This window comes from Sphingomonas sp. BAUL-RG-20F-R05-02, assembly GCF_022662305.1.
Classification (GTDB): Bacteria; Pseudomonadota; Alphaproteobacteria; order Sphingomonadales; family Sphingomonadaceae; genus Sphingomonas.
Map to the genome: position 1 here is coordinate 79486 of NZ_JAKNQH010000008.1, position 20328 is coordinate 99813.

Annotated in this window: 17 protein-coding genes; 13 read left to right on the top strand and 4 right to left on the bottom strand. The window is 57.3% G+C overall.

The window, feature by feature from the left end; translation table 11 throughout:
* Positions 1-28: 28 nt before the first annotated feature.
* Complete coding sequence (locus L8F97_RS16220) at positions 29-1438, top strand: phage terminase large subunit (RefSeq protein ID WP_242152576.1); 1410 nt, start codon at positions 29-31, stop codon at positions 1436-1438.
* A gap of 4 nt (positions 1439-1442) precedes the next feature.
* Here the strand turns inward: L8F97_RS16220 and L8F97_RS16225 are convergent, their stop codons facing one another.
* Positions 1443-2228 (bottom strand): Abi-alpha family protein, encoded by a 786-nt coding sequence (locus tag L8F97_RS16225; protein ID WP_242152579.1) that lies wholly within the window; start codon positions 2226-2228, stop codon positions 1443-1445.
* Between the two features lie 48 nt (positions 2229-2276).
* Here L8F97_RS16225 and L8F97_RS22865 point away from each other — a divergent pair, with 48 nt between their 5' ends.
* From L8F97_RS22865 to L8F97_RS16285, 12 genes are all read left to right on the top strand, one after another.
* On the top strand, positions 2277-3674 hold the full coding sequence (locus tag L8F97_RS22865) for a DUF4055 domain-containing protein (RefSeq protein WP_242152583.1): 1398 nt from the start codon (positions 2277-2279) through the stop codon (positions 3672-3674).
* A gap of 54 nt (positions 3675-3728) precedes the next feature.
* Positions 3729-7124 carry a hypothetical protein gene (locus tag L8F97_RS16235; RefSeq protein ID WP_242152585.1) on the top strand — a complete coding sequence of 1132 codons (3396 nt, stop codon included), beginning with the start codon at positions 3729-3731 and terminating at the stop codon, positions 7122-7124.
* 7 nt (positions 7125-7131) lie between these two features.
* Positions 7132-7491, top strand: coding sequence for a hypothetical protein (locus tag L8F97_RS16240; protein ID WP_242152589.1), 360 nt, complete (start codon positions 7132-7134; stop codon positions 7489-7491).
* An 83-nt stretch (positions 7492-7574) separates the two neighbouring features.
* Positions 7575-8255: a hypothetical protein gene (locus tag L8F97_RS16245; RefSeq protein ID WP_242152591.1), complete on the top strand. Its 681-nt coding sequence runs from the start codon at positions 7575-7577 to the stop codon at positions 8253-8255.
* 35 nt (positions 8256-8290) lie between these two features.
* A complete protein-coding gene (locus tag L8F97_RS16250; RefSeq protein WP_242152595.1) occupies positions 8291-14050 on the top strand; it encodes a hypothetical protein in 5760 nt (1919 codons plus the stop codon).
* Between the two features lie 41 nt (positions 14051-14091).
* Complete coding sequence (locus L8F97_RS16255; protein WP_242152598.1) at positions 14092-14412, top strand: hypothetical protein; 321 nt, start codon at positions 14092-14094, stop codon at positions 14410-14412.
* Positions 14413-14419: 7 nt separating this feature from the next.
* Complete coding sequence (locus L8F97_RS16260; protein WP_242152601.1) at positions 14420-15187, top strand: hypothetical protein; 768 nt, start codon at positions 14420-14422, stop codon at positions 15185-15187.
* 41 nt (positions 15188-15228) lie between these two features.
* Positions 15229-15567: a hypothetical protein gene (locus L8F97_RS16265; protein WP_242152602.1), complete on the top strand. Its 339-nt coding sequence runs from the start codon at positions 15229-15231 to the stop codon at positions 15565-15567.
* On the top strand, positions 15560-15874 hold the full coding sequence (locus L8F97_RS16270) for a hypothetical protein (protein ID WP_242152605.1): 315 nt from the start codon (positions 15560-15562) through the stop codon (positions 15872-15874). Before L8F97_RS16265 ends, L8F97_RS16270 begins: the two co-directional genes overlap by 8 nt.
* The gene (locus tag L8F97_RS16275; protein ID WP_242152608.1) at positions 15874-16389 is read left to right on the top strand and encodes a hypothetical protein; all 516 of its coding nucleotides are present in this window, start codon (positions 15874-15876) and stop codon (positions 16387-16389) included. Before L8F97_RS16270 ends, L8F97_RS16275 begins: the two co-directional genes overlap by 1 nt.
* An 824-nt stretch (positions 16390-17213) precedes the next feature.
* On the top strand, positions 17214-17411 hold the full coding sequence (locus L8F97_RS16280) for a hypothetical protein (protein WP_242152611.1): 198 nt from the start codon (positions 17214-17216) through the stop codon (positions 17409-17411).
* Positions 17412-17554: 143 nt separating this feature from the next.
* Positions 17555-17746, top strand: a complete 192-nt coding sequence (locus tag L8F97_RS16285; protein ID WP_242152614.1) for a hypothetical protein — start codon at positions 17555-17557, stop codon at positions 17744-17746.
* Positions 17747-17795: 49 nt separating this feature from the next.
* Here the strand turns inward: L8F97_RS16285 and L8F97_RS16290 are convergent, their stop codons facing one another.
* From L8F97_RS16290 to L8F97_RS16300, 3 genes are all read right to left on the bottom strand, one after another.
* Positions 17796-18893: a hypothetical protein gene (locus L8F97_RS16290; RefSeq protein WP_242152617.1), complete on the bottom strand. Its 1098-nt coding sequence runs from the start codon at positions 18891-18893 to the stop codon at positions 17796-17798.
* 182 nt (positions 18894-19075) lie between these two features.
* Complete coding sequence (locus L8F97_RS16295; RefSeq protein WP_242152620.1) at positions 19076-19324, bottom strand: hypothetical protein; 249 nt, start codon at positions 19322-19324, stop codon at positions 19076-19078.
* Between the two features lie 63 nt (positions 19325-19387).
* Positions 19388-20110 (bottom strand): hypothetical protein, encoded by a 723-nt coding sequence (locus L8F97_RS16300; protein ID WP_242152624.1) that lies wholly within the window; start codon positions 20108-20110, stop codon positions 19388-19390.
* Between the last annotated feature and the right edge of the window lie 218 nt (positions 20111-20328).

Genomic DNA, 20328 nt, shown 5'->3' on the forward strand with positions numbered 1-20328 from the left:
CAACTTCAACGGTTTCTCTAAATATCGGATGAAAACTCCGCTTAAGGGCATCGTTCCACAATTCGTATTCAATAAAGACCAGAGAGCCGCTTATGCTCTGGCTACCACCGCGGCACACAAGTACCTCTTGTTTTACGGGCCTAGCCGTTCCGGCAAGTCGTTCCTGATCCTCTTTATCCTGATCCTGCGCGCCTTGCGTGCGCCGGGCTCGCGTCATGCCGTGTTCCGTGGTGCGCGCAACGCCTGCGAAACCACGCTGTTCAAGCTGACGCTGCATCAGGTGCTCGACAAGTGCTTTCCCGGCATCAAGAACCAACCCGGCTTCGACATAGCGCTATCAACGATGACCGTGACGTTCCCCAACGGCTCGATCATCACCTTTGATGGCCTAGATGCCGATCGAATGGACAAGGTGCTCGGCAACGAGTTCAACACCGTCTGGATCAACGAGTGCAACGACGACGAGATTGACTACGGCACAATCAGCCAGTTGATGTCTCGTTTGTCCGTGGTCAGCAAGACCGAGGACGGTAAGCTACTCCAGAACAAGATGTTCTTTGACTGCAACCCGCGCTTCTATAGCGATTGGGAATACAAAGCCTTTAAGCTGAACATCAATCCCGAGGACGGCGATGCAATGCCCGATCCCGAGGAGTGGTGTGTTGCCAAACTCCGCACGGAAGCCAACCAAGAGAACATCGCAGCCGATTACATCAAGACGCTGCACAAAGGTAGCGCGGCGAAGCGACAGCGCTTCCTTGTCGGTGAATGGACGGATGAGAACCAGCATAGCTTGTTTACGGAAGCTATGTTCAGGGATCATCGCATTCCCAAGCCGCTGACCGTGCAGGAACCGCATGAGGTTCTAGATATGCTGGCGGATCAGGGCATCATGCTCGACCGCATCACAATCGCCGTCGATCCTGCGAAATCCGACGACGCCAAAAGCGATCTCACCGGCATCACCGTTCAGGGCATCGCCAGCGACGGTCAGGTCTATGTGTTGGAGGATCGCAGCGACCGCCTCTCACCTATCGTGGTGTGTCAGGACATCAAAGAAGCCTACGACGCTTGGGGTGCCAGCCGCATCATCGTAGAAAGCAATGCCGCTGGCTCGTGGCTCGACGCGACCATGCGAACCGTCTGGCCCGCTGCTCCACTAAAGAACATCGCTGCAACAGCGCAGACTGGCGGCAAACGTGAGCGCGCGGAGCCTGTGTCAGCGCAGTATGAGCGCGGCATCGTCCACCACGTAGGGACGTTCAAGGATTTGGAAGTTCAGATGATGGAATATGGCAGTCCAGCGCAGAAGCGACGTGGCAAGTCGCCCGATAGGCTGGATGCGGTAGTATGGGGCATCACCGAATTGCTCGACCTCGCGAACGAGCAGAAACGCACGCCCGGTTACACCGCGATCAAAACAGTTCGCCTTCGCTGACTTTCTAGGCTTTCACTGCTAGATACAGCGCTTTGCCAAGTTCAGTGGCGTCGATATATTCTCGTTGCTTGACCCGAGACGATATCTCCCTACCCCAAGCAATGTGCTCCGGTGTCTTTGTCGCAACGGCTCCGCCGCTGCCGCTGAAATCTAACCTCATCGCGCGCGAAAGGCACCCCTGAACAACTAAATTATCAATTGATATTGGCGTGAAGTTGGGATGAACGTGCTTCAACAAGGCATATAGCCAATCTACCGGCCACCCTTTCTCTCGATCGTCGCCTATCCCATGCGTGTCGCTGTAAACTCCTGTATCCGGGAACGGCTCATCGGAATACATCCGCTGAAATAGAGAGGCATCTTCCGGCGTCAGTCGCGCCAAAACATCAATAAGCCGCCTATCACTCCCGGTATTGACTCCGTCATCCGAAGCACGAGCCAAAAGTCGCGCGAAGAGAACCTGTATCTCAGGCTCATCCTGCTTTGTCGCCTCGTCAAACCATGTGAACGCGAATTTATCAGGTATCTTAGCCGCGTTCATTTTCAAACCAAGGCGATCAGCCTCTGCTTTTAACAAAGGCTGATACTTCATGGCATTCTTCATACGCCAGTAGGTAGCGCGATCTCCAATTAGTGAAGCCCATGCTTCCGAGAGCGAGCCACCAACAGGAGCCATCATCTCTTTTACGAGATCGATAGCTTTTCCAAGTCCAAGAGCATCCATAGGTCTTTGCTGCCAGAACTCGTCACCAAGGTAAATACCAGCGGCGGGAGCCGTGCCCCTTGCCAAGCGTGCGTCTGTGACGCTCCCCCGAGTGCCCTTGGCAAGAGGATCACAGTGCCTATCGACTTTAAGATCAACGAACCCGATCCCCGCATTTCGTGCCACTACTGCGAATGGGAAGATAACCGCGCTTTCGTTAACGGCGAACGCGCTGTGAAGCGCATGGGCAGGAAGTACCTGCCACAAGCCAACCCCGACGACACCCAAGCAGAATATCAGGCGTTCCTAGACCGGACCCGCTTTCTGCCAGCCGCTGCGAAGATCGCGCAGGGCTTGTCCGGTCTCATCTTCCGCAAGCAGGCGCAGCTTAACAGCGCCAGCACACGCATCCAGCTTCTCACGCAGCTAATCACCCCGGATGGTCAGAGCCTAGACGATCTAGCCGAATGGGTGGTCCGCGAGACGCTGATTACCAATTTCACCGGCCTGCTTGTCGATCATCCTGACCGCACCGGCTTCGACGGCCTGAGCGCTGCAAATGAAATCGAAAAGGGCTATCGTCCTCGCATCGCTGGTTATTGCGGCGAAGCAATCCTTGAGGTCACTCCCGGCCTCGTAAACAACCAGCGTCAGATTGTCCGCGTGCGTCTCAGTGAGGACGAGGGCGCGACGATCCGCGAATTGATGCTGAATAATGGCGTCTATCAGGTCCGTCTCTGGACGCGCACCGATGGCGGCTTTGCACCCGGCCCGATCACCACCCCCGGTCGTAACGGCCAGCCCCTTAGCGAAATCCCGTTCGTGCTCGTCAGCACCGGCGACAAGCTGACGCCTGAACCGTCGCTGCTCCAGCACTCGGTTGACCTGAACCTCCAACATTATCGCGTTCAGGGGCTTCTTACGTCCGTGCTCTACTTCCTTAGCGCGCCGATCCCTGTCGTGACCGGCCTAAAGCCAATCCAAGGCGCTGACGGCAAGGACATGCCGATCAACCTAAGCGTTGCCCCCGGCGCGGCGTGGGTCTTCCCCGAACCCGATACCAAAGCCGAGTATCTGGAGTTTAGCGGCGCTGGTGCGTCCACGATCACGGAGGAATTGAAGAATATCAAGGACGAGCTTTCGACCATTGGTCACTCGATCCTTGCACCTGAAAAGCCAGCCCCAGAAGCGGCGGAAACGCAGATGCTGCGCCGTGCTGCGGAGAACGCCACGCTGGCCGGCTTCACGCGCTCGATCTCCCGTAAGCTGGAAAAGGCGCTCAAGCAGTTCGCACAATGGACGGACCCAGCCGCATCGGATCTAGCGTACAGCCTCAACACCGACTTCCTGCCACAGCAGATGTCACCGCAAGAAATGACGGCGCTGCTACAGGTTCTGGTGGCGGGTAAAATCTCGCATTCGACATTCCTCTACGCGCTGCGCGATGGGGAGATCGTCTCGCCCACGCTGGACGTGGAAGCAGAGATTGCGGCGACCGAACAGGAAGCGGCTGACCGTCCGCCGGTCCTCTAATGGGCAGCGTGAACGAAGCCCTGCGCGACAGGGCGATCCGGCACGCACTTGAGATTGGGCGATACGGCAAGGGACGTTCAGGTCTCCAAGGTGCTCTTCACGAGCTTTGTGGTCTTCAAGACCCTGAGCATCGCATCCACCTTCCTCCAGACCGCGAGTGCGTTCCAGTTGGTTGGCAAAGCCGCCGAGGGACTTAATGCGATCATCAAGGGCGCGACCGCAGCACAGGCATTGTTCAACGCGGTCGTCCTCGCCAATCCTTTCGTGGCGGCAGCGGCAGCAATCACCGCGATCGTCGGCCTGCTCTACACGTTCCGCGATAGCATCACGCTTGGTGGCGGCTCGCTGACCACGCTGGGCGATCTGGGCCGTGCGTGTTTCGAGAGCATTATGCCTGCCGTCAACGCGGTTGGCTCCACCATTAGCAGCGTCTTCGGCGCGATCAGCGGCACGGCGCAGACCGTGTTCAGCGCGGTCGGCGGTTTCCTCACAAACGCATTCTCAGGCGTAAGCGCTGCTTGGCAGTCCACATTCGGGGATCTCGATCTTTCTTTCTCAGGGGTGCTGACCGGTGCAGCGCGTGTCGCTGACGGCATGGTCGGCCTGTTCCGTGGCTCGTTCCTCGCGATCGGCGCTATCTGGAACGATCTGCCCGCACTGCTTGGCCCTAACATCATGTCCATTCTGGCCGGTGCGAAGAGCATCGTTGTCGGTATCGGTCAGGGCATCGCTGGCGTTTACAGCGCTGTCGTAGGATTCGGATCGTCGGTCGTTTCGACCGTGTCCGCGATCTTCAACAGCGTTGCCAGCTTCATCGAAAAGTGGGCCAACACGGCAATCACCGCGATCAACGGTGTGATCGCTGGCGCGAACAAACTGGGCGCAAGCATTGCGCCACTCGACAACATCACCATCGGCAAGGTCGCTGCGCCTAATGTGCAGACGCCATTCCAGAAGGCAGGCCAGGACGCTAAAGCCGCGTTCCTGTCAGGGTTCGGACACGAAGCAGAGAACGCCGTTACGGGCCTGCTCAAGCGCGCGGACGCCATTGGTGCTAAACGTCGCGGACAGGGCGCAGCGGGCGCCACAGGGGCAGCACAGGGCATCACAGCCCCTAAGCCTAACGACGATGCGTTCGCGGACGATAAGAAGCCGAAGAAGACTAAGGCCGAGGAGGAAGCCGAGCGCCGCGCCAAGCAGGAAAGGGAATTCTGGGCGACGCTCAAGGGTGAGGCCGAGACGGCCAAACTGCTTCCAGCAGCCGCAGAGGATTACAAGAAGGAACTGGAACTCCAGAAAATCCTTGGTCGCGATCTTACCGATAGCGAGAAGAAGCGCGTCGATAGTCTCATGGACGAGGCGCGCACCTCCAAGTTCGTCACCGCTGCACTGAACGACCACAACAAGGCTGCTCGTCAGAACGCACAAGATCAGAGCGCGTTCGCGGCTAAGATCATGGGCCAGACAACAGAGCAAGCAGACGTGGAACAGGCCATGTTCACGTTCCGCAACAATGCGCTCGACGCTGGGGTTAATCTGGCGAGCAAAGCCTACCAGATCGCAGAAGCACAGGCGCGCTTGGATGCTCAGAATGCTTCTTCGATCAAGAAGAAGAACGAGCAGCTTGCAACGGCAGTTGATCTCGCGGGCCAGTATAGCACGGCCTACCAGAAGTACGCTGACAACAAGAAGATGATCGACAACAAAGCGGCTCTGGAAACTGGCTACAATGGCGGCAAGAACGACATTGGCATCACCAAGCAGGTTCACGATCAAATCGTGGAAGGCATGGGCAAGGCGATCACCGACAAGGCCGCGCAGCTTGAGGATCAATTCGGCCAGCGCATCAGCGATCTAGGCGACCAGATTAGCGGCAAGTGGGGCGATGCAATCAGCGGCATCGGCAAGCTGATTTCCAGCATGGCGAAGGCCGCGCAGGGCGACTTCTCCGGTCTGGGCGTTGCTGGCAGCCTCATCAACCTGCTTGGTACGAACAAGGACGGCAGCAAGAACGATCTGTCCAAGCAGGCATCCACTTCCACCAGCGATATGGTTCAGGGCGTTCTCAAGAGCAGCACCTATACCGCGCCCCTCAAGAGCCTGTCCGATGGCTTCGGCAGCTTCAAGACTGACCTAAAGGGCCTGTTCGGCAAGAGCGGCGACTTCACCAAGAGCCTTGGTAGCGTGCTGGGCAAGGCTGGCGCAGGCGCAGCCATTGGCGATGCAGTCAACGGCCTTGCGGGCGCGCTCGGCGTCAAGCTGAACAAGACCGGCAGTTCGCTTGGTGGCGCTGTAGGCGGCTTGGCCCTCGGCCCCTTGGGTGCAATCGGCGGCTCGATCCTCGGCGGCTTGCTCGGCAATCTGTTCAGCAAGCCCAAGTCCTCCAGCACCGGCTTCACCACCGATGCCAAGTGCAACGTCGCGGTTGGTAACGTCTCGGGCAGCAATGCATCGTTGAAGGCCGCTACCAGCGGTGCAGCGGGCGAGGTTTTGTCTGGCCTACAGAAGATCGCGAGCAGCATCGGCGGTTCGCTCACTGGCGCACCTAATCTCCAGATTGGTACGTGGGACGGCAAATGGCGCGTCAATGACAACGCGACATCCTCGAAGCTGAATTACAACAATTTCAACGAAAGCACGCTTCACGACTTCGGCGCAGATGGTGAGGCTGATGCCGTCGCGTATGCGATCAAGAAGGCGTTGACGCAGGGCGTAATCACCGGCTTGAGCGACCTTGCACAAAAGGCATTGAAGGCGCTGGACGCTGATAGCGCTGTCTCGTTCATTCAGCAGTGGTCGTCTGCGCTCTCGGACTTCAAGAGCATGACCGATCCAATGGGTGCGGCTGTTCAGGCAATCATCGACCCCTTGAAGGCGTTGCGCGAAACAATGCTAACGATTGGCGCCTCCACGGAAGACCTGACCAAGCTGGACGAGTATCGCGCAGCCAAGCTGGACGCGGTTCTAAAGCAGCAGACCCAGAGCTTCACCGATATTCTTGCCAACCTCAATGGTGATGCCGGTGGCGTGACCGCGCTCTCGCAGCTTACCAGCGAACTATCTGACTTCGACAAGTTCAAGTCTGACATCGCAAGCGGCAAGACAGTCAATCAGGATGATTACAGCGCATTGGTGCAGAAAATCATTGGCAACGCTGGCAACGTCTATGGCACCAACAACAGCCAGTATCAGGACATCGTGTCGCAGTTGAAGGGCACGACCACGGATGCGCTTGCAAATGCAACAAAGCAGTTCAACGCAGATGCCGGTTCAGTGCCAACTGCAACGTCCACGGACATCGCGACACAGACGACCGCGCTAACAAGCGAACTGAGTGTCCAGACAGGCTACCTCTCGCAGATTGCAGCGGGCATTAACAACCTGAGCACAAGCGGCGGAACTGTCACGACCTATGGCAGCGTCAACGGCTCTGTGGCGAAAGCCTATTAAATAGAAGATGGCGACTACACTTGATCCGAACCGCGCGGCCTTCGTTACCAACGAGTACCGCTATGTCACTCCAACCAGCCCGACTGTGAAATCTCGCAATCCAGCGGCTCGCGAGGTCAAGGTAGATACAAACCTCGACCAAGCAGCCGCCACGGCACTCGCTGCAAAGTATCTGGCAGAGAACATCCAGCCCCGCGTGTTGGAGATTGTGCTGCAAGGTATCATCAACTTGGACGCGTTCATTGGTGGACCGCCAAGCTACATTCCCAACTTCCCCAAGCTGGCAACCGATGGCCGCACAATGAAAGTCATTGGCGCAACCGTCGATTACGGCGCGGGCAAAACAACAGTGAGGGTTCGCGGCTAATGGGTCTTTATGTTTGTGCGCCTAGCGCGTTCTCCGTCACCAACAGCAATTCCGGCCCGCTTACGCCAGCTTCACAGCTAGGCTTGGAAGTGCCCGGCATGGTGTGGCGCTCGGCTAACCTCACCACCGTTTACCTGACCGTCCTCGTTCCCGCTGGCTGGGACACGGTCGCGCTGGTGGAAAACAATATGCGATCCTCGGACACATGGCGCATTCGTGCTGCCTCGACAGAAGCCGCCACTACTAGTGGACCAACCTATGACAGCGGCACGCTCTCCGCTTGGAGCGGAGCGGCCCCAGCCAATCGTGCAATGAGCCTCGTTGCCTTGCCCACTGCACGTACCGAGACTTACGTTAGGATCGACATTACGAGCACCGGCAACCCAGACGGCTTCGTGCAGGCGCAACGTCTCGTAATCGGCAAGCGCCTTGAAAACGTAGGCGCAGACCTCGGCGTTGAGCGCAGTTATGAAGATACCTCGAATGTCGAAGACGGTCCCGGCTATATGCAGATCGACCGCTTCAATGTCCGCACGCAATGGAAGTTCACAATCAGCGACATCAAGGAAGCTGATTGGGAGGGTAATTGGGCACCGTTCCTAAAGCGCGTTGGCGTTAGCCGCTCGTTCCTGTTTGTCGAGGATAGCAACCCCGCGTTTCTGAATAGCCGCTCTGGCCTCGTTCGTAGCATCGTAAGTGCAAAGGGCGCACCGAAGAGCAGCGACTTCTACGTGCTCGACATGACGGTTAAGACGGTCAGCTAAGAACCGCCTCCCTCGGTAAATAACCGATGGGAAACATGCTAATCGAAGTCGCGCCGCTCCTTAATGGAGTTACAAAAACTGTCTGGATGTCATCTGCTGGCAATTACGACGCTAGTGGCACTTTGCTGAACAACTTGCAGTGGCTGCCGGTTATCACACAACAGCCGACGCGAGACATTTCGCTTTCCAGCGATGGCGTGTTGGACACGATCACGGTCAGCTACGGCGCAGTCAACTTCTGGATGGCTCCAGACTTCTCGAATGAGGTTTGGTCTAGCTACGAATGGGTAGGCGCACTCGCGCGCATTTACGTCGGCAATGCAGGCGATCCGTTCACCGCTTACACTCAGATTTTTGAGGGCAGCGTAAGCAGCCTTGAGCGTGACGGCATCACGGCAACGATGCAGTTGCTCGGCCCAGACGCCTCCCTCGATCGAAATATCCTGTCGCTGACTTACGGCGGCACTGGTGGCGCAGATGGTCCGCCCTCGCTGGCAGGCAAACTCAAGCCGATGGCGTTCGGTCAGTGCCTTACCGTCGAGCCTGTCCTTGTCGATCAGGCGCACTGGATTTATCAGGTCCACGGCTACGGCGCGGTATCCGCGCTCAACGTCTATGACTTCGCTATTGCGCTCGATCCGGCCAAGCGCAAAGCCGATCAGGCCAGCTATTCCGACCTGGCCGCACTGACGCTGATTCCCGGCGAATGGGCGACCTGTCTCGCGCAGGGCTTGTTCCGTCTCGGCGCTACCCCGACGACCAAAATCAGCGCAGACGTGACCGTCGGCGGCTCCACGGTCGCGACCATCGTTCCCGCCATCCTTGCTGTCGCAGGCGTGCCCGCCGCGAAGGTCGGAGACTTCTCCGCGTTCTCGTCGGCTGGCTGGTGCCTCTATCAGACCGAACAGGCGACCGTTGGTGATCTCGCACGAGCTGTGCTCCAGCAGGCAGGCGGCTACCTCATCGCGGACGGTACGGGCAAATGGAGATGCGGCGACTACTTTGCGCCTCAGGCAGCGGTGACGCTGACCCCGGACAGCACGTCCATGCCGCTGGTGCAGTCCTACAAGGAATTGCCCAGCGCAGCGCCGATCTACAAGGCGAGCATCGGTTATAGCCGTTGCTGGAACGTCCACAGCGATAGCGACGTGTCGCCGGCTCTACGCGATCTGTCTGACGCGAACGCTGCCAATGCGGCTGCACTGAAGGCGCTACAGGATAACGCCGCGCAGACTGCATCCGATGCACAGGCTGCAAAGGCCCGCCTCGATAGCATCGAAGCCGACGGCGTGCTCGATCGCAGCGAGAAGGCAGAGGTTATTGCCGAGTTCTCGACTGAGACCGCGCAGCAAACCGGCCTCCAGAACCAGACCACGAACGTCGATGTCACCAGCGAGAAGGCAAACCTCGCATCCGCATACGCGGCCCTGAAAGCATATCTGGAAGGCTTGTCGCCTGCCTACACTGACAGCACTCAGAACACGACAATCGACCGCGCCACGTTCAATACCAAGTGGGGTAATTATTGGCTCGCCAAGCAAACTCTGGTGAACAAGCTGGCCGGTCTAGGCTCCACGACTGCGAATTGGGGTGGCGTCACCGGCACCGGCAAGCCTGCCGATAACGCGGACGTTACCAGCCAGAACACGGCCAAAGACACCGCCGCAGTTGGTGGCGTAGCAGCTTCTACGGTTGTCGGCGCGATCAAAGATAGCAGCGGCAACGTCGTAGGCGTTCAAGCGCTTAAGGATGCGACCGCAGCCGCAGCATCGACCGCAGCTACCGCACGAACCGAAGCGGCACAGGTCCGTACCGATCTCACCCCGTCGGTTTCGCAGGCTCAGAGCGATGCGACCGCAGCAAAGACGGACGCGGCAAAGGCCCGAACCGATCTGGCCTCGGAAGTGTCCCGCGCGCAGGGTGCAGAGGGCACGCTGACCACGAACCTCGCAAGCGTCAAGCAAACTGCCGACAAGGCTACCACGTCCATCAGCGACGAAATCCTTGCTCGCACGACAGCAGACAGTTCGCTTGCAAACCGCACGACGACTTTGGAGAGCGGTTTCACTAAACTAAACGACAATCCGAACCTGCTTGGTCCTATCAATGAATGGACCGGCGCGGTGACTTACTTCGCGAACCAAGTCTGGGGTCCAATCATCGCTTGGTCGGGCACCCTGCCGGATCATGAAGAGGTTTTCGCGACCAGCCCGCGTGTCACACTACAGGCGAGCACCACCTACACACTCAGTTGCGATCTTCAAGGCGCAGGCGGTGCAACCGTTTACTCCAACATGGACGTGGTTTGCTACGATGCTTCGGGCAACATGCTACTCGATGGACCAAACACCAACAGCATTACCAATCAGGACTTCTCTGACAGTCGCGGGATTGGTGCGGTTGCGATCACGTTCACGACACCGGCCAACACCAGCTATGGAATTGTGCGGCTCGTCGGCAACGCCCGTAACGTAACGCTCGCCTACATTGGTGCGCGCAAAGTCAAGCTGGAGCGCGGTAGTGCCGCGACGATCTACAACGACGCAATGGCGTTGCCGATCGTCAACGCATCGTTGAAGACGGAAGCCACAACGCGCGCGACCGCAGACACGGCCATCAGCAATCGCACCACTACTCTGGAAAGCACGGTCAATAATGCGACGACCGGGCTAGCAGCGACAACCGCGCGCATTGCAACAGAAGAGACCACGCGATCCAATGCCGACACTGCGCTGGCTAATCGGGCTTACACTCTCGAAAGTCGAGCAGGTAACTCCTCCAACTACGCGAACCCCAATGCCAACTTCACCGCTTGGCCCGATGGTGGCGCAATTCCGGCTCAGTGGTCTTTCTGGAGCAATCGCGGCACCTTCACCCGCGAGAACTCACAATTCACAAACGGAAACTACCTACTCGGTCATGCCGTAACAGATGGTAACGATGCCGGTCTAGCGACAACCGTTTATCTAACCCCCGGCTATTGGGTCATGGAGGGGCAAGCATGGTGCTCGTCTGGCACATTCGCTGGCGCTGGTATGTATGTCGATAACCTCGCGCTGCTGAACTTCTCGACTGTCCCAGATAGCAATAACACGACAGGTGCCGGCGGTCTCGGTGTCCGTAACTGGTCATTTATGATCCAGACCGCATTCACTGGTAACGCAGTTCTCTACCTAATGACCAACTGGAGCAGCTTCGGAACCACATCGGCCAAAACACTGCATTGGCTAAAATGCGGCATCCGTCCTGCGACCGATGGCGAGATTAAAGCACAGAAGGCGGATGCGACCCTCAACAATCCGGGTGGCATCGTCGCTCGTATGGGCACTGAGGAGACGACCCGTGCAAGCGCAGACACGGCTCTAGCAAATCGCGCAACGTCTCTTGAGAGCACGGTCAACACTCCGACAACCGGCCTTTCGGCTCGCATGAGCACGGAGGAGACGACACGCGCTAACGCAGATACGGCATTGTCTAATCGCGCTACCAATCTGGAAAGCACCGTCAATAATGGTACCAGTGGTGTAGCTGCAACCTATGCGCGCATTGGTGCAGAGGAAACCACCCGAGCGAACGCCGTTAGCGCCGTTGCGAACCGCACCTCCACGCTGGAAACACGCGCGGGCAACAGCACGAACTTCACAAACGCAAACCCGACATTCGCGGCTTGGCAGGACGGTGCAGCTTTCCCCGCACAATGGAGCACTTGGCAGGGCGGCACAGTCTCGCGTGAAGCGGTCAACTTCACCTCAGGGGGCTATGCGGCTTACCAGAACGTACCAAATGCCGATCAGGGTTTTTGCACTCAGTTCTACGTTACGGCGGGTTATTGGGTCTATGAAGCAAGCGTCTGGTGCTCAACCGGCACGTTCCAAGGTGCGGGCCTTTACGCGGATAATCTGCCCGGTCTGAACTTCTCAACCGTTCCTGACATCAACAATGTGACGGGTGTTGGTAGCACCGGCATTCGCAATTGGTCGTATTTGGTCCAGACTACCTACACCGGCCAGATCAACCTCTACGCTATGGGCAATTGGGCGAGCTTCGGCACAACGTCTGGCAAGGTACTCCACTGGCTTAAGGCGGGCATCCGCCCTGCGTCTTCCGCAGAAGTCCTCGCGCTTAAAGCGGACGCCACTCTCAACAATGCGGGCGGCATCGTTGCTCGTATGGGCACGGAGGAAACCACGCGAGCAAACGCGGACAGCGCACTAGCGAACCGCGCAAGCACTCTGGAAAGCAATTTCACAAAGCTGCTTCCTGCGCCAAACCTGCTTGGCCCTCTCAACGATTGGACCGGCCCCGGCTCGTTTATCACCAACGGCTATTGGGGTCCGACATTCCAGTGGGGCGGCCAAAGCGGTGATTTTGAGCAGCTATTCGCACAAAGCCCGCGCGTTTACCTGCCCGGCAACGCGACCTTCACTCTAAGCTGCGATCTACTCGCTGCGGGTGGTGCGACCGTTTACGCAAGCATGGATGTTATCGGCTACGACGCCAATAACAATCTCGTCCTAGATAGCCCGAATACCAATAGTCTTACAAATGCTGACTTCTCAGATGCTCGCGGTATTGGCGCAATCGCTGTTACATTCAACACGCCATCCAATCTCGCATACGCTTACGTTCGCCTACTTGGTAACGCGAGGAACGTAGCGCGTGCAGACATCGGTTGTAGGAAGGTCAAGCTAGAGCGTTCGCCATCGGCAACGGCTTACAGTAACGACATGGCTGTCACGATCGTCAATTCCTCGATCAAGGATGAGGCGACCACTCGTTCCAGCAATGACGGCGCGCTATCAAATCGCATCGGCACGCTGGAAGCGAGTATCTACACAGGCGGCACCGGCCTTGCTGCTCGCATGAGCACAGAAGAAAATGCGCGAGCGAACGCAGACGGTGCGCTGGCTTCTCGCACAGGCACGCTGGAGGCCAGTGTAAGCACAGGCGGCAATTTGCTCACGTCGAGCAACTTCAATAGCGGTTCTGCTGGTTGGGGCGCTGCCTACACCAACGCTTCGTTCTCGGCTGGTATCAACATCGCGGGTGACGATTGGCACCCCGCAAACGAAAACGCATTGTCATTCACGCAGAATAACAACGACGGTGGGCAGTACGGATACTGGTACAGTGATCTTATTCCGGTCAATCAGGGGCAGTGGTATCAGGTCTCCTGCTACGTTGCGAGCCATCGCGCCGATAGCGGCATCGGCTATGAGTTCTGGAACTACAACGGCCAGACGCTCCTCGCCAGCACCCAACCAGTTCGTATCTCTCGCGGCAGCAATGCCAACGGCGGCAAAGACCTGAATAGCTGGGACAGGGTTTACTTCAACGTCCAAGCCGCAGGCCCGCTGATGAAGGCGCAGCTTTGGAAGTGGGGAACGAACGGCGGTAACAATGACAGTTACGCTTGGTTTGTTCGTCCGCAGATTTGCGCCGTGGCAAATGGCAATGCGCCCTACAATCCTTATTCGCCAGCAAGCGGCTCCGCGCAGTTGGGTAACACCACTGCTCGCGTAGCTACATCGGAAGCTGCAATCAGCAACCTGAACGGACGCGCTGCGGCTTACTGGCAGGTTCAGACGGTAGCGGGCAACAACCGTGCTCAGCTTACCGTTCGTGCAGATGCAAATGGCGGTGCGGGCGTGGACATCGTGGGCGATGTGAACTTCTCCGGTAACTTGAACATCGGCGCTGATAGCGGAGGCAATCGCACAAAGATCACCAATCAGAACTATCAGGTCTTCGATGGCAACGGAGTGCGTCGTGTCGCGCTCGGGCTGGGCTTCTAATGGCAGACGGCCTACAAGTCTGGGATGGTAGCGGCACTACCATGTTTGATGCGACCACGCAGGTTGTGAAGTTCCTCGGAACCATCACAATCGGCTGGTCTCCGAGTGGTGCAAACTACACAGGGGACGCACGCTCCGGATCATTGAGCGATGGCCGTTTCACGCAATACGGGGGGCACGTTCCCTTCTTTGCGCGTATCGACGGCGGCTATGCGAACGATTATTCGGACGCGCAGTGGAGTTTCAGCGGTAACACACTGACTTGGACGTATCCGCTTGCTGATCCCAAATATGTCACGCTCAACGGCACGACCTATCCGGCGGCGCGACCCGTTCAGACGATTATCTACGGTATCAGGTAAGTATCTGATGACCGATGGTATTCAGATAAACGACGCAAACGGCAAACTCCAGTTCAATGGGGAAATGCAGACCTATGCCTTGCGCTTAACCGGCACGGCTTACGTCGAGAGCAGGGCCATCGGCAACACTTGCCCGACCAGCGTGCTCATCCCTACGACCGACACCTACAGCAACGCTCTCATCGCCCTGGGCAATGGTAACGGCTACGCGGCTGCTTATGCGGGCCGCTACAACAACCAACGCATCTACGCCACCAACAGCGCTCCAGCGGGAACGCCCTTCGACTACTACATTTTTGAGCGCAGCAACCTCATCCCGGCGACCAACTTCGGCTTGGAGGTTCGGAACGCCAACAATGAGATTACCTTTTCCAGCAATCAGCGGGTAATGAGCATCCCGACGATCTTGGGCAATCCCGGCCTTACCGATGGTGGTAGCCCGAGTGCAACTTATGGCGGGCGCACGCTGGCTTATTGTCAGGCGAACTTCGCAGGGCACACGCGCAAGGGTGGCGTCCTTTACAGCAACAGCAACGGTGGTCCGCTCATAGCGGACGGCACCGGTCCGTGGTGGCGCTACTCGCAGGACGGCAAAGTGTATGGCGCAGTCGTGTCGAACAATCGCCAGACAGTGACTACCAAGCAGATTAGCTGGAGCGATGTTCAGGTGCGTGCTCAGACAGCTAATCAACCATTGCCCGACGATGTTACGCGAGACGTTGTGATGTTCGTTGTTGACGTGACGGGCATCCCCATCGGCCAACAATTCTTCTAAACCGCTTAAATAGGCGACTAACAATAAGAGGGAGAACCCCCATGCCTACAGAGACTATTACCGACGATCAGGCAGCAGCGCTGCGCGAACAGCTTGCTCTTTATGAACGTCAGAAAGCCTATCAAGCGGCTCTTGCTCGCAATGCCCTCTGCCTCGTGCTCAAACCGATCGTAGAAAGCGAAGAGTTCATCGACCTGCACCAGAAGATCAGCGACATCAGAGATAACGGACCCAAGGACGATATGTTCTTCGGCATCCCTCTGGATGCGATCTTTAACGGCATGACCGGCCTTGGCATTCAGGTGGCAAACTGGACTGCACCCGTCGATCCAAACGCACCGGTCGCTCCACTAGTAGTGGAGGGCAGCACCAATGAATAAGGATCAGGAAGCAGCCGCACACGCCGCAGCAGATGCGGTTCTAGCTGGCCGCGCGACTGCTTACTGGCAGGTTCAGCCTAAAGCTGGCGAGAACAGGGCGGAACTGACTGTCACCGCCGACAAGCCTGAGATTGCCGAGCAACCATCGTTCTTTAAGGATGTGCTAAACGGGGTCGTGGGCATCGCTAAGACGATCTGGCACGTTCCGGCAGCACAGGGCGCAATCGCTACGCTGGTGGTGCGTGCGGGCGTTCCTGCGACGGTCGTGGCCGTCCTCGTCCCGATCATCGACGCGCTGGTGAAATGATGAGCGATCCCGCAACCCTTGTCGACATCGCCGGGATGAACATCACGGCTGGTTCCCTAGGCATTATGCTGACGGGGATCGGCGGTGCCATCACGTTCTGGTTCAAGCTGAAATCTGAGGGTCGCGAGACACGTAAGGAGCAGGCAGCAGCGCGCGCCGTCGCGGAGAAGGCGCTTAATACGCGCCTTCATCCTATCGAGGTCGCGATCAGCACGTTCAAGAGCAAAGAGGAGCTGGCGGATGACCGCGCAGCAATCCTTCGCGACATCGACGATATTCATCATGATCTAAAAAACGAGCGCAGCCGTGTTGATGCCCTCGACACCAAGAGGCAGGAGAGCGACCGTTGGCCAGCAAAGGTCGATCTTACGATTGCGAACATCGAGAAGGGTCAGGCTCGCATCGAGATTTCGATCAAGGAGAACCACAAGGAAACGCTGGAGCAGATGAAGGCTTGGGCCGAGCAGTTCAGCGCCAGCATCCGCGAGGTCAGGGACGTGAAGCCTCGCACTTGAAGCGCTCGATCCTGCATCCTAGGTAATGCGCCTACGGGTTTCACCCGCAACAGGCTCGCCACTGCTGGCAGTGGGGCAGTCCTTGGCTGGGAACTGATCGCCCATCACGTTACCGTCCACGCCGCTTTTCACATCGCATTCGGGTTTGTCCCGAAGATCGGAGAATGGCTTATGGAAAAGGTAGCTGACATGGCAAAATCAATGACGACGATTTGGAATACCTACTCATCGGAAATCAAAGAGCTTTCACTCTCGGTGCTGGTAACAGCGGCTGCAACAATCTGAGGCCCCGGCGTTGTCCGGGGCCTTTTGCAATTACGACCGCGCTCATCTGGGACGAATGGGCCTAGGGCAAACAGTGGCGCGGCTGCTTTATGGTTTCTGCGCGGCGGAAATCACAGGGCTTTGCCTCGCAAGTCGTGAATAAGTGGGTTTTGGCCGGGGTTTCCGCTTGGGGGTAATCCCGGCGGCGCGGTATTCTCTCGCCATGCCCATACCCATTCCCAAATCGCGTGCCGCCGATAGGCGCTTCAAGGAGGTAGAGACCGTCAGGGTTTTCACCTCTGCCGGTCATCCTTGGATCGGTTTTGCGGCACTGGTGCTCCTGCGCGCGCCGCTAATCGTCGGGGCAGTCCTAGCTATCCGGCATTTCACCTGACAACCGATCTGGGCAAGGCGATGAACGATAGCCCGTCTCAGCCCCGCCATCTGCGACGAACGGGCTGCGTCCAAAGCCCATAATTCAGGTGTCATCGACACCCTCCGTTTTGGGCCAAGTCAAATCAGCGGTGACGTAGCATATTGGCGCGCTGTATGATGCTGACATGCAGCAATATCTCGATCTCATGCGACGTAAGACGGCACGCGACGATGTTGCAATCGTGAAGGATTTCAACGCTCGCGGGCATCCTTGGATGGCTTTCACGATCGCGATGGTTTCGCGCATACCTTTTCGCTTCATCTCGACCGTCATCGCGGGACAGACGATTATCGACCACCTACCGATCTGGTCTTGGAGATGATCGAACACCCGCTTCAGCCCCGCAGATGCCCGTGCAGCGTCGTTCCGATATTCTCATACATAACGGGACATAGTCTCGTTGCTGGTATCACGGCAGCGTTCGCGATACTTTGACACCGCCGTCTATCGGCTATGGAGTTCATTATGCTGAAATCGCTTCTGCTCGCCGTTTCCCTCGTTGGCCTCGCCGCCGCACCCGCAATCGCCGCGCCCTGCCGTGACGCCAAGGGCAAGTTCGTTAAATGTGCGGATAAAGCAACGGCCAAACCCGTGCGTTGCAAAGACGCCAAGGGCAAGTTCGCGAAGTGCGGGACAGCGGGCGCGAAAGCAATCTGACACGAATGCATTGCAGGGGGCTGCCAGAACAGCCCCCTGCGATTTCCACCTAACGGAACGCGCCCTTGTAAGCGCCGCAAGCGTGCTTCTTGATTTCCGCACGAGTTATCTCGTTGCCGTCAATCAGATATGCGCCCACGATCTGGTTTTCGCCAGACCACTCCAGCGCCACGCATGCCTCAGCGGCAACCGGCTCCTTGCGGGCAAAGCTGTCCGAATAGTCGTAAACCGCGCTCGTCTGGAACAGGTCGCCATACTCACGTCCACAAGACGCACTCCGATAAGCCGGATACACTGTATCGTTGAGCATCTGCCTGAACGGCGCATTCTCAAACCCTTCACCGTTTAGACGCTCCATCGTCCAATCAAACGCGCCGAATACAAGCCTGTAGGCCTTCCCGTTAGAATCGAGATTGCCTGAGGCCGTTGCCTTGCCATTTGCGTCCTTGACCCAGATGCTGACGTGCGGGCTGGTGCGGCGCGGCGTTCTCAGATGAGCTATCTTCTCTTCATACTGCTCTGGATGAATGATGGAAGGCTGAGTGCCGTCATGCTGTTCTGGCTCGACATCTGAGTGAAGCTCTGGCTTCTCACGAGCCTGCGGCGAAGCAGCAATCATGTCAGGCTTATGATTTACTTTCGTTTCGTTTCGTTTCGTTGAGCAGAAAAACTCCAGCTTTTCCACGGCGTTGCGGGGCATTTTTGCTGAAACGATGCTGAAAGCGTGCTGAAACTCTGCTGAAAGAATGCTGAAAAACTGCTGAAAGGCATCTTCAAGTTCCGCATCTTTCAGCATCCTTTCAGCAACCGGTTCAGCATCTGTGTCAGCATTGCGCTCGCGACCTTCGGCAAACAACTCCTCGAACGGGCGGACCTTGTCCCAGCCCATCCTCTTTGCATAGTCACGCTGATGTCGAGTTAGGATGATCGTTTCTGGGTAGTCCAGAGCCTCGCCAGTGCGAATGCGGATGTTGTCGAGCAGGTTTTTTCTCAAGCCGTTGCCCACCCCCTTCTTGGTCATCAGGTCAGGTATAGCGCGTGCGAGAACGCCGTAGGTCTTTTTGTCGTTGATGCTACCAAAGCGGCCACCGATTGTCGCGAGAGTTGCGTTGATGTGTGTGAACAGAGGTGTGGCGTTTTTTGCCATCTTATATCTCCCAAAGAAAAGCCCGCCTGTGCGGGCTGGATTTGCACAGGCGGGCCAAGGCTATTCTTCGAGATGCAAGGGGCTCCGCTGTCATAGGCAACAGCGGTTTCCAGCCCCGTCGCTTACATTTATATTTATAACAAACGGGTCAAACCGCTGTCACTATATGAGTGCACCGGCACTCAATAAGACCAGAAATCCCCCAACGCCCGTATCACGCCGTCCATGTTCCCAGCTTCCCAAGCAGCATCGGCGATCATCTTTGCGTTACGTCGATGGGCGAGCACCTTAGAGGAAACGTCTTCGTCTTCTTCGTCGGCACTAAGTGCGTCCGAGGTAATGTGTAGGGAATAATCTAGGTCATCCTCAAGCACCGAACCATTCTCAAGTATCGAGCGCAGCCGTGGGTCCGATACGTTACCAAAACTCATTGGTCGCTTCCATTCCATTCTCTCAGATATGCAACTATTAACGCTATCGAAATCGCTCTGTCATTATCGATTCCTCAGTGCGTCTTGCACCCGCACGAGGCGTGCATCTAATCGCGCGACGCTGCAATGACGGCCTGAAGTGTCGGGATCATAGTAAGCTGCTCTGACACTCGTTCCGTCAACATAAGCCTCGGCGACAACCAACGCCTTTTCGAGTTCAACTCTGACCTCGGCGGCAGAGGTTGCGAACATAGCTTGGCCGCTTTTCTGGATGCGCCGCGCTCGGTTGTATGCGCCAATCGCCTGTTTGCGCTCGTTAAAAATCAGATCATTTGGCGCAACGTCGCTCCAAGATCGAATGTGACGCACCAGTTCTCTAGATGCGCGCTCGACCGCCTCTTCAGTGCCGGGAACCGCTTGCGCTTCGACCAGTGCCTCGCCGCGCTCGCGCAGATCGCATAAGACGCCCAAGTGCTCGTTCTCCACGCCATCTAGCGCGCACTCCTGTAGACGCGCCCAGAAGCGGCCCTGAGGGTCGTGTATGAGCACGTCGAGCTTTCGCAGCTTTGCCCAGCGCTGCTTGACGTTCCAGACTTGCTCTTTGGACAGTCGCATAGCTTTGAAGCCGTCAAGACGCTCCGCTCTAAGCGGAGGCGTCGACACAAGTGCGCTAACCGGGATCATGTGATGAGCGGGTGATCCACGCCGGAAGTTGCGTCGAAAATCTGTCGCGGTAACGCCGGTTGCAAGCAAGATGTGGGTGTATTCGCTGGCGCTCTGCTTCACTACCGTTTCGAAAGCGGGCCACGCTGCGCGATCTACGCGGACTTCTCGTAGTGTCGCGACCAAATCGGGGGTCCAATCCTTCACCTCGCGCTTAGTGCGTCTTACCTGATGATAGCGTTGATCGCTCGACTTCATGCGGCTTTGTGGCTCGCCCCAATTGCCAAATTATTAAAGGCTAGACGTTTACATTTTGGAAACGAACGCCGGATACGCAGGGG

What these genes read in the sequence shown, in the direction of transcription:
- L8F97_RS16220 (WP_242152576.1), top strand. Translation starts at nt 29, where the DNA reads ATGAAAACTCCGCTTAAGGGCATCGTTCCACAATTCGTATTCAATAAA.
- L8F97_RS16240 (WP_242152589.1), top strand. Translation starts at nt 7,132, where the DNA reads ATGGCGACTACACTTGATCCGAACCGCGCGGCCTTCGTTACCAACGAG.
- L8F97_RS16250 (WP_242152595.1), top strand. Translation starts at nt 8,291, where the DNA reads ATGCTAATCGAAGTCGCGCCGCTCCTTAATGGAGTTACAAAAACTGTC.
- L8F97_RS16255 (WP_242152598.1), top strand. Translation starts at nt 14,092, where the DNA reads ATGTTTGATGCGACCACGCAGGTTGTGAAGTTCCTCGGAACCATCACA.
- L8F97_RS16260 (WP_242152601.1), top strand. Translation starts at nt 14,420, where the DNA reads ATGACCGATGGTATTCAGATAAACGACGCAAACGGCAAACTCCAGTTC.
- L8F97_RS16265 (WP_242152602.1), top strand. Translation starts at nt 15,229, where the DNA reads ATGCCTACAGAGACTATTACCGACGATCAGGCAGCAGCGCTGCGCGAA.
- L8F97_RS16270 (WP_242152605.1), top strand. Translation starts at nt 15,560, where the DNA reads ATGAATAAGGATCAGGAAGCAGCCGCACACGCCGCAGCAGATGCGGTT.
- L8F97_RS16275 (WP_242152608.1), top strand. Translation starts at nt 15,874, where the DNA reads ATGAGCGATCCCGCAACCCTTGTCGACATCGCCGGGATGAACATCACG.
- L8F97_RS16280 (WP_242152611.1), top strand. Translation starts at nt 17,214, where the DNA reads ATGCAGCAATATCTCGATCTCATGCGACGTAAGACGGCACGCGACGAT.
- L8F97_RS16285 (WP_242152614.1), top strand. Translation starts at nt 17,555, where the DNA reads ATGCTGAAATCGCTTCTGCTCGCCGTTTCCCTCGTTGGCCTCGCCGCC.
- L8F97_RS16290 (WP_242152617.1), bottom strand. Translation starts at nt 18,893, where the DNA reads ATGGCAAAAAACGCCACACCTCTGTTCACACACATCAACGCAACTCTC.
- L8F97_RS16295 (WP_242152620.1), bottom strand. Translation starts at nt 19,324, where the DNA reads ATGAGTTTTGGTAACGTATCGGACCCACGGCTGCGCTCGATACTTGAG.